Source organism: Streptomyces luteireticuli (genome assembly GCF_041519305.1).
GTDB lineage: Bacteria > Actinomycetota > Actinomycetes > Streptomycetales > Streptomycetaceae > Streptomyces > Streptomyces luteireticuli.
In genome coordinates this window covers 7,565,820-7,581,097 of the sequence record NZ_CP167927.1, presented here as the reverse complement: position 1 = coordinate 7,581,097, position 15,278 = coordinate 7,565,820, and the positions used below count along the sequence as shown (strand labels likewise).

At 73.7% G+C, this 15,278-nt stretch carries 17 protein-coding genes; 11 read left to right on the top strand and 6 right to left on the bottom strand.

The window, feature by feature from the left end; all coding sequences use genetic code 11:
- Positions 1-45: 45 nt before the first annotated feature.
- Positions 46-1,596: an MFS transporter gene (locus tag AB8735_RS34075; RefSeq protein WP_372411508.1), complete on the bottom strand. Its 1,551-nt coding sequence runs from the start codon at positions 1,594-1,596 to the stop codon at positions 46-48.
- 156 nt (positions 1,597-1,752) lie between these two features.
- Between AB8735_RS34075 and AB8735_RS34070 the strand changes: the two genes are divergently transcribed.
- The 3 genes from AB8735_RS34070 (at position 1,753) to AB8735_RS34060 (ending at position 3,942) form a co-directional block, all read left to right on the top strand.
- The gene (locus tag AB8735_RS34070) at positions 1,753-2,763 is read left to right on the top strand and encodes an Lrp/AsnC family transcriptional regulator (protein ID WP_372411507.1); all 1,011 of its coding nucleotides are present in this window, start codon (positions 1,753-1,755) and stop codon (positions 2,761-2,763) included.
- A 339-nt stretch (positions 2,764-3,102) separates the two neighbouring features.
- Entirely contained in the window at positions 3,103-3,504 is a 402-nt protein-coding gene (locus AB8735_RS34065; protein ID WP_344020696.1) for a roadblock/LC7 domain-containing protein, read from the top strand.
- A gap of 63 nt (positions 3,505-3,567) precedes the next feature.
- Entirely contained in the window at positions 3,568-3,942 is a 375-nt protein-coding gene (locus tag AB8735_RS34060; RefSeq protein WP_344020698.1) for a hypothetical protein, read from the top strand.
- Positions 3,943-3,951: 9 nt separating this feature from the next.
- On the opposite strand, the gene AB8735_RS34055 is transcribed toward AB8735_RS34060, so the two are convergent.
- The gene (locus AB8735_RS34055; protein ID WP_372411506.1) at positions 3,952-4,806 is read right to left on the bottom strand and encodes an alpha/beta fold hydrolase; all 855 of its coding nucleotides are present in this window, start codon (positions 4,804-4,806) and stop codon (positions 3,952-3,954) included.
- Positions 4,807-5,046: 240 nt separating this feature from the next.
- Here AB8735_RS34055 and AB8735_RS34050 point away from each other — a divergent pair, with 240 nt between their 5' ends.
- The 3 genes from AB8735_RS34050 to AB8735_RS34040 all read left to right on the top strand — a co-directional run bounded on the left by AB8735_RS34050 (position 5,047) and on the right by AB8735_RS34040 (position 8,504).
- Positions 5,047-5,952, top strand: a complete 906-nt coding sequence (locus AB8735_RS34050; protein WP_344020702.1) for a LysR substrate-binding domain-containing protein — start codon at positions 5,047-5,049, stop codon at positions 5,950-5,952.
- A 336-nt stretch (positions 5,953-6,288) separates the two neighbouring features.
- Positions 6,289-7,524 (top strand): PLP-dependent aminotransferase family protein, encoded by a 1,236-nt coding sequence (locus AB8735_RS34045; RefSeq protein ID WP_372411959.1) that lies wholly within the window; start codon positions 6,289-6,291, stop codon positions 7,522-7,524.
- A gap of 26 nt (positions 7,525-7,550) precedes the next feature.
- The gene (locus AB8735_RS34040) at positions 7,551-8,504 is read left to right on the top strand and encodes a D-alanine--D-alanine ligase (RefSeq protein ID WP_372411505.1); all 954 of its coding nucleotides are present in this window, start codon (positions 7,551-7,553) and stop codon (positions 8,502-8,504) included.
- 22 nt (positions 8,505-8,526) lie between these two features.
- On the opposite strand, the gene AB8735_RS34035 is transcribed toward AB8735_RS34040, so the two are convergent.
- Positions 8,527-8,838 carry a TauD/TfdA family dioxygenase gene (locus tag AB8735_RS34035; RefSeq protein ID WP_372411504.1) on the bottom strand — a complete coding sequence of 104 codons (312 nt, stop codon included), beginning with the start codon at positions 8,836-8,838 and terminating at the stop codon, positions 8,527-8,529.
- Positions 8,839-9,362: 524 nt separating this feature from the next.
- Between AB8735_RS34035 and AB8735_RS34030 the strand changes: the two genes are divergently transcribed.
- Together AB8735_RS34030 and AB8735_RS34025 are read left to right on the top strand one after the other, a co-directional pair.
- Complete coding sequence (locus AB8735_RS34030; RefSeq protein ID WP_344020710.1) at positions 9,363-9,554, top strand: hypothetical protein; 192 nt, start codon at positions 9,363-9,365, stop codon at positions 9,552-9,554.
- Between the two features lie 75 nt (positions 9,555-9,629).
- Entirely contained in the window at positions 9,630-10,205 is a 576-nt protein-coding gene (locus AB8735_RS34025) for an NUDIX hydrolase (RefSeq protein ID WP_372411502.1), read from the top strand.
- On the opposite strand, the gene AB8735_RS34020 is transcribed toward AB8735_RS34025, so the two are convergent.
- Entirely contained in the window at positions 10,192-11,133 is a 942-nt protein-coding gene (locus tag AB8735_RS34020) for a DMT family transporter (RefSeq protein WP_344020714.1), read from the bottom strand. The genes AB8735_RS34025 and AB8735_RS34020 overlap by 14 nt on opposite strands.
- A 412-nt stretch (positions 11,134-11,545) precedes the next feature.
- On the opposite strand from AB8735_RS34020, the gene AB8735_RS34015 reads away from it, so the two are divergent.
- The 3 genes from AB8735_RS34015 (at position 11,546) to AB8735_RS34005 (ending at position 14,033) form a co-directional block, all read left to right on the top strand.
- Positions 11,546-12,655 (top strand): Vms1/Ankzf1 family peptidyl-tRNA hydrolase, encoded by a 1,110-nt coding sequence (locus AB8735_RS34015; protein ID WP_344020716.1) that lies wholly within the window; start codon positions 11,546-11,548, stop codon positions 12,653-12,655.
- Between the two features lie 76 nt (positions 12,656-12,731).
- The gene (locus AB8735_RS34010) at positions 12,732-13,268 is read left to right on the top strand and encodes a type 1 glutamine amidotransferase domain-containing protein (RefSeq protein ID WP_372411501.1); all 537 of its coding nucleotides are present in this window, start codon (positions 12,732-12,734) and stop codon (positions 13,266-13,268) included.
- A 69-nt stretch (positions 13,269-13,337) separates the two neighbouring features.
- On the top strand, positions 13,338-14,033 hold the full coding sequence (locus AB8735_RS34005; RefSeq protein ID WP_344020720.1) for a L,D-transpeptidase family protein: 696 nt from the start codon (positions 13,338-13,340) through the stop codon (positions 14,031-14,033).
- A gap of 236 nt (positions 14,034-14,269) precedes the next feature.
- On the opposite strand, the gene AB8735_RS34000 is transcribed toward AB8735_RS34005, so the two are convergent.
- Positions 14,270-14,431 (bottom strand): hypothetical protein, encoded by a 162-nt coding sequence (locus AB8735_RS34000; RefSeq protein ID WP_372411500.1) that lies wholly within the window; start codon positions 14,429-14,431, stop codon positions 14,270-14,272.
- 114 nt (positions 14,432-14,545) lie between these two features.
- Positions 14,546-15,223, bottom strand: coding sequence for a reverse transcriptase domain-containing protein (locus AB8735_RS33995; RefSeq protein WP_372411958.1), 678 nt, complete (start codon positions 15,221-15,223; stop codon positions 14,546-14,548).
- Positions 15,224-15,278: the final 55 nt, after the last annotated feature.

Sequence of the window (15,278 nt, the reverse complement as noted above, 5' to 3'; positions counted from 1 at the left end):
CCATGCGGGCGGAGCAAGCAATCGCGCGGTGCCTGCCGGGAGTTCCTACACCTCCTCCGCCACCCGCACCGGCCGCTCCGCGGGTGCGTCCGCCGCCGGGCGGGAGGGCGTCGGGCGCACCAGGGCCAGCACCAGCACGGCGCCGAGCGCGGCCGCCCCCGCCGACCACAGGAAGACGTCCTGGAGGCCGGACGCGAACGCGTGGTGGACGACGTTCTCCGCCGCCGCGCGCCTGCCCTCCGGGGCGGCGGCGACCAGGCGTTGGGCCTGGCCGCCCGCGAGGGCGGACGCCGCATCGTGTGCGTCGGGGACCGAACCCGCGAGTTCCTGCCGCGCCGTGTGCGTGAACACCGCGCCGAGCACGGCGATGAACAGCGTCATCCCGAGCTGCCGGAAGGTGTTGACGGCGCCCGCCGCCATGCCCATCCGCTGCGGCGGGACGCTGCCCGTGGCCGCCGACACCAGGACCGGCGTGGCCAGCCCGACGCCCGCGCCGGCCACCGCCAGCCCGGCGATGAGGGAGGAGCGGTCGGCACCGGCGGACATCCCGTCGTACAGCAGGTACATGCCGGCGGCGACCAGGAGCATGCCGGCGCCGATCGGCAGGCGCGGCGCGATCCGCTGGACGTGGCGGCCGGCCACGGCGGCGACGAGGAAGGAGAGGGCGGCCATCGGCATCAGGGCCACGCCGCCGGCGACCGGGCCGAGGCCGAGGACGGACTGCAGCCACAGGGAGACGAGGACGAGGCAGCCGAAGGCGCCGCCCTGGAAGAGCAGTGCGCCGCCCATGAGTCCGGCGAAGGAGGGCCGGCGCAGCAGGGCGAGGTCGAGCAGGGGCAGGCCGCCGCGGCGGGCGAGGCGGGTCTCGGCGAGGACGAAGGCGAGGAGGGCGGCCGCGGCCACGGCGAAGGAGACCAGGACGGTGGCCGAGGTCCAGCCGTCCTCGGCGCTGCGGATCAGCGCGTAGGTGACGGCCGCGGCGGCGAGGGTGAAGGTGACGGCGCCGGCCGCGTCGAGCCGGCCGCGGTTGCCGGACGTCGCCCTCCGGTCGGCGCGTATGACGCGCAGGGTCAGCCAGACCGCCGCGGCGGCGATGGGCAGGTTGACCAGGAAGATCGCCTGCCAGCCGATGTGTTCGGTGAGCAGTCCGCCGAGGACGGGTCCGGCGGCCGCGGCGGCGCCGTTGACGGCTCCCCAGATGCCGAAGGCGGTGCCCCGGTCACGGCCGTGGTACGTGGCGCCGAGCAGCGCGGCGGACGTCGCGAACATCGCCGCGCCGCCGGCTCCCTGCACGGCCCGCGCGGCCACCAGCACCCCGGCGTTGGGGGCGAGCCCGCACGCGAGGGAGGCGAGGGCGAAGAGCACGAGGCCCAGGACGTAGAGCCTTCGGTGCCCGAAGAGGTCGGCGGCCGAGCCCGCCGCCAGCAGCAGGGCGGCCAGCGACAGGGCGTAGGCGTCGACGACCCACTGGAGGGACGAGAACGAGGCGTCGAGGTCGTCGGCCATCCTCGGCAGGGCGACGTTCACGATCGTGACGTCCACCAGGAGGATGAAGGCGCCCAGGCACACCGCCACCAAGGGCCACCATTTACGCATTGTGCAGTCTCCCATCGTTTTCAGGGGGCTCCCATTCGTTTCGGGGGCGCCTTCGAGCCGCGCCGTCCCCTGGCGAGAAGCTTCCGTGGCGGACGGGGCGGTGCCACAGCCGGTGGCCGTTCGGCGGCGGAACTCGACATCTCGTACCGTGGACCGGTGAATCTCGACAAACGGCGGGTCGTGCTGCCCGTGCTCGACAGGGAGCAAGACCGGCTGCTCGCCCATGCGCTGCAGATCGACGGCCGGGCGCCGTTCCGCCGGATCGCCGAGGTGCTGGGGGTCTCCGACCAGACCGTGGCGCGGCGCTACACCCGGCTGCGGTCCGCGGGCACGCTGCGGGTGGTGGGTCTGACCGATCCGCTGCGGCTGGGCGAGGTGCCCTGGTTCGTCCGGGTGCGCTGTGCGCCCGGTGCCGCGGGGGCGATCGGCGAGGCGCTGGCCCGCCGGCCGGACACCACCTGGGTCAGCCTCACCTCCGGCGGGACGGAGATCGCCTGTCTCGTCCGCCCCGGGGGCACCGGCGGCGGGGACACGCTGCTGCTGGAGAAGCTGCCGAGGACGCCGCGGGTGGTGGACGTGAGCGCGCACTGTCTGCTGCACGTCTTCTTCGGCCAGGACCTCAGCCTGTTCACCAAGTCGGGCCCGCTGACGGCGGAGCAGGTCGCCGCGCTGAAGCCCGCGAACGCGCCGGACCGCCTGCTCAGCGATCCGGCCCCGGCCCCGGCGTATCCGCTCGACGAGGCCGACGGCCGACTGCTGGACGCGCTGGCGCGGGACGGCCGGACGCCGGTCGGCGAACTCGCCGCGGCCACGGGCTGGTCGGCGACCACCGTGCGACGCCGGATGGCGGAACTGCGGGAGGCCGGCGTGCTCTACTTCGACCTGGACTTCGCCCCGCGCGTCCTCCAGGGCAACTTCCGCGCGGCCCTGTGGCTGAACATCGAGCCCGCCGCCATCGAGGCGGTCGGCGCGGCGCTCGCCGCCCATCCGGAGGTGTCCTTCGCGGCGGCCACGACCGGGGACTTCAACATCTACGCCAGCATCAGCACGCGCGACGCCGGGGCCTTCTACCGCTACCTCACCGGCCCGGTCGCCGCCCTGCCCGGCGTCCTCGGCACCAGCACCTCGCCCATCCATCGCGCGTTCAAGGGCGCGGGGCCGCTGTGAGCAACCGGCAGCGGAGAAACCGGCGGCAGAGAAACCGGCGGCGCGGAATGTAAACCTCCGGTCTTTTCGTCAGGGGCCGCCCGCGACCACTCGGTGCTCCTCAACGAAACGTCGCTTTCCGGCCGTTCACATCCCGCACCGCCGTGTACATGTGCCGAGAGAAAATGCCGAAACCCTCCCACCCCGGCACTCTTTTCGATTACCTTCCGTCGCAACGGACACGCCATTGGTAACCACCCGCGGGCCGGAGAGGACTGTGACCGTGCCGTGCACCCGCCCGAATCCGCCGATCCCATGATGAGGCGCGCCTTGAGGCAGTTCGCCGTGAGGAGACAGTCGATGACCGCCGCACCGCCCGAAGTACTCGCCGAGTTACAGGAGTTACGGGTCAGGGTGCCGTATCTGACCGGCGCCATGGTCGCGAGCACGGACGGGCTGGTGATCGCCCATCTGCTCGCGAAGAACGCGGAGCCCGACGGGGTGGCCGCGCTGACCGCCGCGGCCCTGGGCGTGGGGGCACGCCTGACGGAGGCCGTGGGGCACGGGGGCTTCCGCGAACTGCTCGTCAACGGCGAGTTCGGATACGTCGCCACCTACGCGGCCGGGGTCTCCAGCGTGCTGACGCTGCTGGCCACCGCCGACGCGAACGTCGGCCGCCTCAACCTGGAGGCCCGCCGGGCCTGTCCCCGGCTCGCCGCGCTGATCGACGGCGCGTTCCAGCACCGGCCGCAGCAGGTCTAGGAGCAGGTCCAGGAGCAGGTCGAGGACCTATCACCCACCCCCATAGCGAAAGCAGGCATTCTCATGGCCAACACCGAAATGGCGCTCAAGGAAGCGATGGGCTCGATCGAGGGGGCCATCGGCGTGGCCCTCGTCGACTACGGCAGCGGCATGGCCCTGGGCACCCTGGGCGGGTCCCAGAACATCGACCTCAACGTCGCCGCGGCCGCCAACACCGATGTCGTACGGGCGAAGCTGCGCGCCATGGAGATGCTCAACCTCCAGGACCGCATCGAGGACATCCTCATCACCCTCGGCACGCAGTACCACCTGATCCGGCTCCTCACCGGGCGGGGTGGCAGCGGCCTCTTCCTCTACCTCGTGCTGGACACGCAGCGGGCCAATCTGGCGATGGCCCGCCACCAGTTGAAGCGGATCGAGGCCGAACTCGAGGTCTGAGCCGGCCCGTCAGACGGCCGCCACCTCCGCCTCCGCCTCCGCCTCCGCCCGCTCGTCCAGGAACGCCGCGAGCTTCGCCGCGAACCCCTCCGGGTCCTCCCCCGGCGCCCCGTGCCCCGCGTCGATCTCCGCGTACCGCGCGTCCGCGATCCCGGTCAGCAGGGCGTCCTGCTGGGCGGCGTCGATGAGCCGGTCGTGCGCGCTGGCCAGGACGAGCGTGGGCGCGGTGATCCGGCCGAGGAGCGGACGCAGGTCCACGCCGAGGTCGGTCTCCGTCTGCCGGGCGGCCGCGGTCGGCGAGATGACGCCGGCCAGGGTGCGGACGAGTGCCTCGTGCGCGGCCTCGTCGGTCCGCTCCCAGTAACGCGGCCCGAACGCCATCAGCGGCACCATGCGCACGAACAGGTCCGTCCCGTGAGCGGCGTCGGTCCTGAGCAGCTCCAGCCAGTAGCGGAGTTCGGCCGCCATCCGGGTGTCGGTGTACGCCCATCCCGCGTGCAGCGCCAGCGAGCGGACCCGCCCCGGCCGGGTCCCCGCGAGGTGCGCGGCCACCGCCGCACCGAGCGAATGCCCGGCGAGGTGGAAGCGCTCCAGCCCCGCGTGGTCGGCGGCGGCGATCACCTCGTCGGCGAGGTCGGCGACGGTGAGCGGACCGCCGGGGTCGGTGGTGCCGCCCGAGCCGGAGAGGTCGGGGGCGAGGACGGTGAAGCGGTCGGAGAGCCGCGCGGTGAGGGGCGCCCATTGGGTGCGGTCGGCGCCGGTGCCGTGGATGAGGACGAGGCCGGGGGCGGTGGGGGTGGGGCTGGTGATGTCGTAGGTGACGGTGACGTCGTGGTGGGTCGTGGTGGTGGTTGTGGTGGGCATGGGGGCTCCTTGGTGTGGGTTGGGGTGCGGGTGGGGGGTGGTTGCCGTCGCGAGGGGTGCCCCGGTCCCGCCCTTTCACCGTTTCTCGCCGCGCTCCGCGCGGGGCAACGCGGCTGCGCCGCGTTCGTCCTCAAGCGCCGGACGGGCTGAAGACGGTCCCAGTCCACCGCGACCGCCGCCCCCGGCCAACGGCCGAACCGCGCCTACACTCATCACCGGAACTGATCAACGGGGTGGGGCATGGAGATCCGACAGCTCGAGTACTTCCTGACCGTGGCCGAGGAGCTGCACTTCGGCCGGGCCGCCGAGCGGCTGCACATCGTGCAGTCGGCGGTGAGCCAGCAGGTGCGCAGGCTGGAGCGCGACCTGGGGGTCCCGCTGTTCGCGCGGACCACGCGCGCGGTCTCCCTGACCGAGGCGGGCCGGCGGCTGCTGCCGCACGCCCGCGAGGTGCTGGCGGCGCGGACCCGGGCGCGGGAGGCCGTCGAGGAACTGCGCACCGAGCAGGCGGCGACGCTGCGGCTGGGCACGAGCGCCGGGCTCGGCGCCCGGCTGGAGGGGATCCTCGCGGGCTTCGCCCGCCTCGCCCCGCGCGCCCAGCTGGAGTTGGTCACCGCCGCCACGGAGGAACGGCTGAAGCGGGTGCGCAGCGGGGAGCTGGACGCGACGCTGCTGCGCGGCGACCGTTCCGTTCCCGGCCTGGAGCTGCTCCCGCTCTGGGAGGACGCGCTCATGGTGGCGCTGCCGGCCCGGCACGACCTGGCGGTGCGGGGCACGATCGCCCTGGCGGACCTGGCGGACCTGCCCCTGCGCCTGTCGGGCCGCTCGCGCAATCCGGCCCTGTACGACCTGGTGATGCGCTCGTGCGAGGAGGCCGGTTTCGTTCCCGTCCTGGGGCCGGAATTCACCACCGCGCAGGACACCTTGGCGTCGGTCGGCTACGGAAAACCGTCCTGGACGGTCTTCTACGCGCCCCACGCCGACCAACTGCCCGTCCCCGGCGTCGTCTTCCGTCCGCTGAGCGACCCGGCGCCGGTCATGCGGGCCTTCCTGGCGGTGCGGCCGGATCCCCCGCGCGCCGAGCTGCGGGCGCTGATCGAGGCGTGTCACGGCACCGGCGCGGAGCCGCTCCCGCATCCGGCGTGACCTGCCCGGACGTGTCCGGATGTGTCCGGACGTCATGGTCGTCCGGCACGGAGGACGAGATGCACCTCGACGACGAGGGGCCCGGGTAGCCACGGCGGCGTCGGTCGGCCTCGGCGCGCTCACGCTCCGGGCCATGGGGCGCTGGTGCGTTCGACACGCTCCTTCGTCCGTGCGAACCGTACGCGATGACCGGTCCGCCGGTGGCCCAACTCACTACCGTCCGGAGGGTTTTCGACCTTCATGGTGAGGGAGCCCGGCGTGCAGTCCGATGATTCGCCCGAGAAACGCCCGACGCTCGACCCCTGGCACGGCCACTACGCGGCGCGCGCGGCGGACATGATCGCCAGCGAGGTGCGCGCCCTGTTCGCGGTGGCATCCCGGCCGGAGGTCGTCTCCCTGGCCGGCGGCATGCCGAACGTGTCCGCGCTGCCGCTGGAGGTGGTGAGCGCGGTGATGGCCGACCTGGTGACGCGGCAGGGGGCGGTGGCCCTGCAGTACGGGTCGGCGCAGGGCGTGGAGTCGCTGCGGGAGAGCGTGTGCGAGGTGATGGCCCTGGAGGGCATCGCCGCGCGGCCGGACGACGTCGTGGTGACGTGCGGTTCGCAGCAGGCGCTGGACCTGGTGGCGAAGGTGTTCCTGGACCCGGGGGACACGGTGGTCACCGAGGCGCCCACGTACGTCACGGCGATCAGCACGTTCGCCGCCTACCAGGCGCGTGTCGCGCATGTGCCGATGGACGGGGACGGCGTCGTCCCCGAGGCGCTCGCCGACGCGTTCGATCGGCTGCGGGCGGAGGGCCGTCCGGCGAAGCTGTTCTACACGGTGCCGACGTTCCAGAACCCGGCCGGTGTGACCCTGGCCGCCGGGCGGCGCCGGCGGGTGCTGGAGGTGTGCCGGCGGGCGGGGGTGCTGGTGCTGGAGGACAACCCGTACGGTCTGCTGCGCTACGACGGCGAGCCGGTCCGGCCGCTGCGGGCGGACGCCGGGCGGGACGAGGTGGTGTACCTCGGGTCGTTCAGCAAGACGTTCGCGCCGGGGCTGCGGGTGGGCTGGGCGCTGGCCCCGTCGGCGGTGCGCGACCGGCTCGTCCTGGCGGCGGAGTCGGCGGTGCTGTCGCAGTCGCCGCTGACGCAGCTGGTGGTGGACCGCTATCTGCGGACGCAGCCGTGGGGCGACCAGTTGAAGGTCTTCCGGGAGATGTACCGGGAGCGGCGGGACGCGATGCTGCGGGCGCTGACCGAGCACATGCCGCCGGGGACGACGTGGACGGTGCCGGAGGGCGGGTTCTTCGTGTGGGCCACGCTCCCGGACGGGCTGGACGCGAAGGCGATGCTGCCCCGGGCGACGTCGGCCCGGGTCGCGTACGTACCGGGCACCGGCTTCTTCGCGAACGGCGACGGCCGGGCGCACCTGCGGCTGTCCTTCTGCTACCCGCCCCCGGACCGGATCGCCGAGGGCGTCCGGCGGCTCGGCGACGTCGTCGCGCAGGAGATCGCGCTGCGCGACACCTTCGGCGTCACCGGCGCCCGGGACGGCCGCGGGCCGCAGTCCCCCGGCCCCGAACTCCCCTGACCCCCTTCCCTCTTGGACGGCCTCGCATGAGCGATCCCCTGTCGGTGCTGGTTCTCGCCGGCGGCCTGTCCGCCGAGCGCGAGGTGTCCCTGCGCTCGGGTTCCCATGTGACCCACGCGCTGCGCGCGGCCGGGGTCGAGGCGCGGCAGCGCGACGTGGACGGCACCCTGCTGCGCGACCTCGCCGAGGATCCGCCGGACGTGGTGCTGCCGCTGCTGCACGGGGTCGCCGGGGAGGACGGCACGATCCGGGAGGTGCTGGAGCTGGCGGGCGTCCCGTACGTGGGGGCGGGTCCGGCCGCCTGCCGGGCGGCGTTCGACAAGCCCACGGCCAAGGCGGTCTTCGCGGGTGCCGGTCTGCGGACGCCGGATTCGGTGACGCTGCCGCAGCACGCCTTCCACGACCTGGGCGCCGCGGACCTGGCCGGGCGGGTGGTGGCGCGGCTCGGGCTGCCCCTGTTCGTCAAGCCGCGCGCGGGCGGTTCGGCGCTCGGCGTGGGCCTCGTCGAGACCGCGGAGCAGCTGCCGCCGGCGCTGGTGGCCGCGCTCGGCCACCACCCCGACGTCCTGATCGAGCGGTGCGTCGAGGGCGTCGAAGTGGCCGTCGCCGTGGCCGATTCGGACGGCGGGCCGGTCGCCCTGCCGCCGGTGGAGATCGAGGCGCGGGGGCTGTACGACTACACGGCCCGGTACACCGCCGGGGCGGTCGCCTTCCACACTCCCGCGCGCCTGCCGGAGGCCCATGCGGACGGGGCCCGGCGCGCCGCGGTGCGTGCCCACCGGGCGCTGGGGCTCCGCCATCTCTCCCGTACGGACGCCGTCGTCACCGCCGGGGGCGAGGTGTTCGTCCTGGAGACGAATCCGGCGCCGGGCATGACGGCCACGAGTTCGTACCCGGCTGCCCTGGAGGCCGCGGGGCACGACGTCGGCCGGTTCTTCGCCGCGCTGGCCGTGGACGCCGCGCGCACCCGCCGCCGCTGACCTCCCTCCTCGGTCTCCGGTGTTACGGAACGGCCGCGATGGCTCCGCAGGAGAAGCCGACGCCGCAGGCCGGGCGGCACCGCCGGCGGGCGTGCGGTTCTGGCGCGTCGGTGAAGGCGGTGCGGCCGTGCAGCACGACGGTGTTGTCCAGCCGGAGAAGGTCTCCTGGGTGCAGGGGAATGCGAAGGACCGCGCAACGGTCGGACGGTATGGCCGCCGACCAGTAGCGTCTCCCCGCCTTGTGCTGCTTGTCGCACACACAGCAGTCGCGGAGGACGGGGTGCCGGGGTCCGCGGGTCTCGGAGTGCCCAGCAAGGCGGCGAGTTGCCGACACGTGGCGGAGCGCTCCTGGTCGGTGCGGCCGTCCACCGGCCAGCCGCGGATCACGACGAACCCGAGGCCGTTCCATGCCGTGGGCGCTTCGACCGGGGCGGGCTGGGTCATCCGCCCGTCTTTCCGCGGGGGTTGGCCGCCGACAGGTCCCGTCACGGTGAAGGACCGCACCTGCCGGAGGAGGCCGGGGGGCCTCGGGCGGCGGGGCGTAGGTGGCGGGGCCCTCTCGGGGGTTGAGGGCCCCGCCGTGTGACGCGCCTGACAGCCGACCGCGAAGGGTCCGGCATGTCGTTCGTCAGGGCACCGACGACGCCCGCCACCGGTGAAGACTCTACGGTCCGGTGCCCGGCCCGCGCGTCGGGCGCAGGACCGGGACCACATCCGGCTGCGGCCCTGGTCCGTCGGCCCGAGGTGGTTCCCCCTCCGTTTCCCCCGGTCGTCCGGCGGCGGGCGGCCGGGTCCGGGCGGACGCTGGAGGTACGGGCGGCCCCCGCCCGGATGCCTCAGGAAAGGACCGTGAGCGCCATGACCGGGACCGAGGAGCCCCGTCGTCAACTGTCCGATGTCGCCGCCTTCTCCGTGCATGGCCTGCCCGAGGACGAACGCCGGAAGGCGCTGCGCGAACGGACCCCCGAGGAGCTCGAACGAGCGGGCCTCGAGATCAGGAAGGCTCTGACGAGCGAGAAGTGGTGGGACGGCCGCGGGGGCGGGGACTAGGCCGCAGGACCCAGGGCGCGGCCGCGGGGCGAAATTCGCTGGGGCGCGGCCGTCCTCTTCCCTAGGCTGCCCGGCATGATCTCCGCACCCCTGTCCGTCACGGACGCCCTCGACTCCCACCGGCCCGGCGACGACCGGGAGCGCGCCGACGTCGGCCGGCTGCGCGCGCTCCTGGCGTCCGCCGACGATCCCTGGCACCGTTCCCTGCCCCTGCACGTCACCGCGTCCGCGGTGATCCTCGATCCGGCGGGCGGGCGGTTCCTGCTGCGGTGGCACAAGCGCCACGGCTCGTGGCTGCTGGTGGGCGGGCACGGCGACCCCGGGGAGAGCGATCCGCTGGGGGTGGCGCTGCGGGAGGGTCTGGAGGAGACGGGGCTGGGCGATCTGGCGCCGTGGCCATGGGCCCGGCTCGCGCATGTGGTGGTCGTCCCGGTGCCGGCGGCGGGCGACGAGCCCGCCCACGAGCATGCCGACCTGCGGTTCGTCCTGGCGACGGGGACGCCGGAGGGGATACGGCCGGAGCACCCGGGGGCGGAGCTGCGCTGGCTGGCCCCGGACGAGGCCGACGGGCTGGTCGCCGAGGAGAATGTGCGCGAGACGCTGTCCCGGGTGCGGCCGCTGCTGAACGGCCGCCCCGTCAGCCGGACTTGACGGTCTCCCGCCGGGGCGTCGTCGCCTGCGGCGCCGAGCCGGCGACGCGGCGCGGCGGGGTGCGGCGCATGGCGGCGACGGCGACGCCGAGGAGGACGACGAGTCCGCCGAGCCCCGCCATGGGGGTGGGGACGGCGCCGAACACGGCCGCGTCCAGCGCGAGCGCGGCGACCGGCACGGCGTAGAGGACGAGCGAACTGGTGGAGGCGGTCGCGGCCTTGAGGACGCGCGACCAGGTGCAGAAGGCCAGCACCGTGCAGCCGAGGCCGAGCCAGCCGACGGCCGCGAGCTGCTGCCAGCCCGCGCCGGCGGTCTGCCGTACGGCCTCGGGGGCGGAGAACAGCAGCGGGAGCAGGCCGAAGAGGCTGCCGTAGAAGATGCAGTCCATGCCCGAGTAGCGCTTCAGCAGCGGCTTCTGGAGGACGAAGGACGTCGCCTGGGCGGCGGCCGCGAGGACGATCATCGCCATGCCGGAGTGCGTTCCGCCGCCTCCGCCGCCGGCGGTGGCGACGACAAGGGCGCCGCCGAGCGCCACGAGCAGTCCGATGACGCCCCGGGTGCCGGGCCGTTCGCGCAGGACGAGCATGCCGAGCAGGGTGGCGAAGACGGGCGAGGTGGCGACGAGCATGGCGGCGGTGCCACCCTCGACGTGGCGTTCGCCTGCGTACAGCAGGAGTTGATAGGCCGTCATGCCGGTGAGGCCGAAGCCGGCCATGCGCAGCAGGTCGGCGCGGCGCAGCCGGCTGATGCGGCCGGTGAACAGGCAGGGCGTAAGGATCGCCACCGCGCATACGAGCCGCAGGACCGCCATGGACGTCGGGGAGTACCCGTCCAGGGCGATGCGGATCGCCGGGAAGGCCGAGCCCCAGAGGACCGCGGTCGCGGCCATGAAGGCCCAGGGGGACGCGGTTCGGCGCTCGCCCGCCATGGAAGTCACCGCAGGACACCGCCCATCGGTAGGAACGTGCAGGGATGTGCAAGAGACCCGGCCGTGCGGGCTCTTGGGACACTGCCGAAGCTACCGAGGTTCCTTCCATAAGTCGAATAAAGATTTCCATTACTGGATCAAAGGATCTCTTTGAGGGCCGCCCGTGAAGCCGCCCGAGAAACCGCCCACGACAGGGCGGGACAAGGGTCTCGCGGGCGCCCTCCCCTCCTCGGGACGCCCGCGACCCCCGACCCTCTCAACTCCCATGATTCCAGAGAGCGTTTGCCCAGTCACTACACGTAATCACAGTTCCCGGGGCGTGGTTGACGGGCACGCGCCCCGGCGTGCGCCGCTTTGTCCCATCTGGTCAGCTTGAAGGGTGGGTGGAAACCGCCCGGGAGGAGGAGCCCACATGACCACTGCCACCCGGACCGACACCGGCACCCTGCGCGCTCTCCTGGAGGCGCCCGGCCCCTTCGCGTCCGTCTACTTCGACCGCGAGATGCGCCCGCAGCGGGCCGAGGAGGCCGGAGCACGCTGGCGCGAACTGGCCGCCCGGCTCGCCAGGGAGGGCGCCGACGCGGCCACGGTGGACGCGCTGACCTCCCGCGTCCTGGACGCGCTGCCGGGCACCGGCACCCTCGCCGCGTTCGCCGCCGGCGGGGAGGTGCGCTACGCCGCCGAACTGCCCGGCGCGCCCCACGGGGACGTCGCCGAGTTCGCTCCCGTCCCCCACCTGCTGCCACTGCTGGAGTGGCGGCAGGACCACCCGGCGCACGTGGTCGCGGTCGTCGACCGCACGGGCGCGGACCTCCTGCTGTTCGCGGAGGGCTCGGCCGAACCCGTGCGGCGCACGGTCACCGGCCCCGACGACGAGATCGTCCGCAGCCCGGGCCTGGCCCAGATGCGCTTCCAGCACCGCGCCGAGGACTCCTGGGAGCACAACGCGACGGCCGTCGCCCGGGCCCTGGACACCGCCCTGTCCGAGGTGTCGGCCACCCTGCTGCTGCTCGCGGGCGACGTACGGGCACGGCAGTACGTCACCAAGCACCTGCCCGCCCGGGTGCGCCGCGAGGTGACCGTGGGGCACGTCGGCGGCAGCCGCGGCGCCGGCGGACCGGCCGACGACACCGCGCGCACGGTGGCCGAGGCGTCCCGCGCGGGCCATGCGCGCACCGCCGAGCTCCTGCGGCAGCTGGAGCACGAGCTGGGTCCCGGCGGGCACGCGGTCGAAGGGGTCCACGCGACCCTCGACGCCCTGGCCCTCGGCCGCGTCGGCACCCTCGCGGTCACCGACGACCCGAACGACCAGCGGACGGCCTGGTTCGGCTCCTCGCCGACCGAACTCGCCGAGCGCCGCGACGCGTTGCCGCCCGACGGCGGCGGCGAGCCGCACGAGGGCCGGCTGGCCGACGTCGCGGTGCGGGCCGCCCTGCTCACCGGCGCCGACGTCCGGGTGCTGGAGCCGGGCACGCCGCGGACCCCCGCCCAGGGCACCGGCGGCATCTGCCGCTACACATGACCGGAAGGGCCACGACCGGAAGAGCCACGACCGGCGCGGCGGGTACCGGGAGGACGGAGACCGGGAGGGCAGGGGCATGAAGGCGGCATTCCTCGTCGCGCCCGAGGGCGTCGAACAGGTGGAGCTCACCGTGCCCTGGAAGGCGGTGGCGGACGCCGGCGGAACGCCGCGGCTGGTCTCCACCCACCCCGGCCGCGTCCAGGCGTTCCACCACCTCGACAAGGCCGGCACCTTCCCTGTCGACGAGGTGGTGGGCCGGACGTCCGCGGCGGACTACGACGGCCTGGTGCTCCCGGGCGGGGTCGCCAACCCGGACGCCCTGCGCACGGACCCGGACGCCGTCTCCTTCGTCGCGGACTTCTTCGCCGCGGGCCGGCCCGTCGCGGCGATCTGCCACGCACCCTGGGTGCTGGTGGAGGCGGACGTGGTACGGGGCAGGACCCTCACCTCGTGGCCGAGTCTGCGCACGGACATCCGCAACGCGGGCGGCACCTGGGTCGACGAGGAGGTCCACCTCTGCACGGCGGGCCCCAGCACACTGATCACCAGCCGGAGGCCGGACGACCTCCAGGCGTTCTGCGCCACCCTGCTCAAGGAGTTCGGGACGCTCTGAAAGACCGGCCGTCCACCCGTGCGGCCCGCCCGGCGTGCCCCGGGGGCGGACGCTGTGTAGGTGTCGTACATGCACCTCGGACGCGCGGGACGGTACGGCCTGATCACCGCGGCGCTGCTGCTCTCCGCCGCCCGGTGGGGGCCGCCGGTCGCCGCCCCCGCCCACGCGGCGGCGTGCACCGCCGGGACCGGCCCCTACCAGTGGCAGCTGGAGGCGTTCCTCCACCGGCCGCAGGACGGGCGCCAGTCCCCCGCCGACTGCGCGGCCATCGCCGCCTTCCAGCGCAAGGCGGGCGTCCGCCCGGCCGACGGCTTCGCGAACCTCGCCACCTACCGCGCGATGCTCCTGGCCCAGGCCCGTCCGAACCCGAACGCGGCGGGCGCCTGTCCGGTCCCGACGCCCGCGCGCAAGGTGGCCTGCGTGGACCTCGACCGGCAGCTGATGTGGGTGCAGCTCGGACGCCCCGTGAAGTTCGGTCCGGTCGCGGTGCGGACGGGACGGCTCGGCGAGGAGACCCGCGCGGGCTGGCACAAGGTGTACTGGCGGCACATCGACCACGTCTCGACGCTCTACGCCAACGCACCGATGCCGTATGCCCAGTTCTTCTCGGGCGGGCAGGCCTTCCACGGGCGGCCCGGGGAGTTGTACGACGGGGCGGGCTCGGCGGGGTGCGTCAACATGAGCGTGGCCGATGCGAAGACGCTGTGGGGGGTACTGCAGTTGGGGGACGCGGTGTACGTGTGGGGCCATAAGCCGGGGACGTAGCGGCCCCGGCCGCGTGGGCGGACTCCTCCGGTCCGGGTGGACGACGGGCGGATCGCCTCGGCGACGCCCGCGCCGCCGCCCACCACAACGTGCCCGACTCACCGCGTCACATGGCCCGGCCGGCCGCCCGGTGGTTCACGACCACCGGCCGGGACCGTTCGTGGAACTCCGGACGGCTTCCCTCCCACACCATCCCGGGCCCACGAGCGGCGCCGTTCCCGCGTGACGCGTCCGTCCTAGAGGATGGAGATGGGGGAGCAGGCGACGCCGACGCCGACGCCGACGAGGTTGTGGCTCTGGTTCATGGTGCTCTCACACCGGTAGCCCCCACCGCCTTCGCCCTTCCCCCAGTCCTCCGCCCCGGCCGGGGTGGCGAGGGCCCCGAGCAGTGCGGCCACCGCCAGGATGCCGATCGCAAAGCGACGGCCGGGTGGCCCGGGGGAATCACACCCCCGGGCTCCCACAGATTCCGGACGTGACAGTCTCCCGTCATCCGGCTCGTGCTGCTCTGATCACCGGGGTGTCGGATGGCTGGCCCAGGTCCAGTGCGCGAAGAAGTCCCGCCGCAGTGTCACGGCCCGCTCCCACCCCTGGACCGCGGCTTTCCAGCCTCTGAGTCGTTTGTACTTGTTGCGGGTCCAGCGCATCAGATAGTTGTTGATGCGTGCCAGGAGGGGATGCAGTGCGGTGCGGTAGAACGCTCCGTAGTAATGCATCCATCCCCGCACAACAGGGTTGATCCACTGTGCGAGGTCCCGGCCGGACAGGTCGACGCGGGTGTGCAGTTTCCAGGACCGCACGGTCGTCCCCATCTTCTTCAGGGCCTCTTTGCTGACGGCCGGGCTGAAGCTGGTGAACCTGCCGCGTGGCCCGTCGGCCTTGCGCGGGCGGAACGTGTACCCCAGGAACGTGAACGCGGTGTGCTCGAACTTCCCACACCGGTTGCTGTCCTGGCAGTACACGATCCGTGTCTTGTCCGGGTGCAGTTCCAGACCGACCTCGGTCATCCGCCCGTCCAGCGCGGCCAGGACATGCCTGGCCTGCGCGAGACTTTGGCAGTGGATCACCGCGTCGTCGGCGTAACGCTCGAACCGCACCCCCGGGTGTTCCCGGGCCATCCACATGTCGAACGCGAAGTGCAGGAACAGATTCGCCAGGACGGGGGATACCGCGGAGCCCTGCGGGGCAATGCCGCGTAGTTAAGAAACTCGGCGTTCCGTGTCCACATTTTCACAGCGACACGCC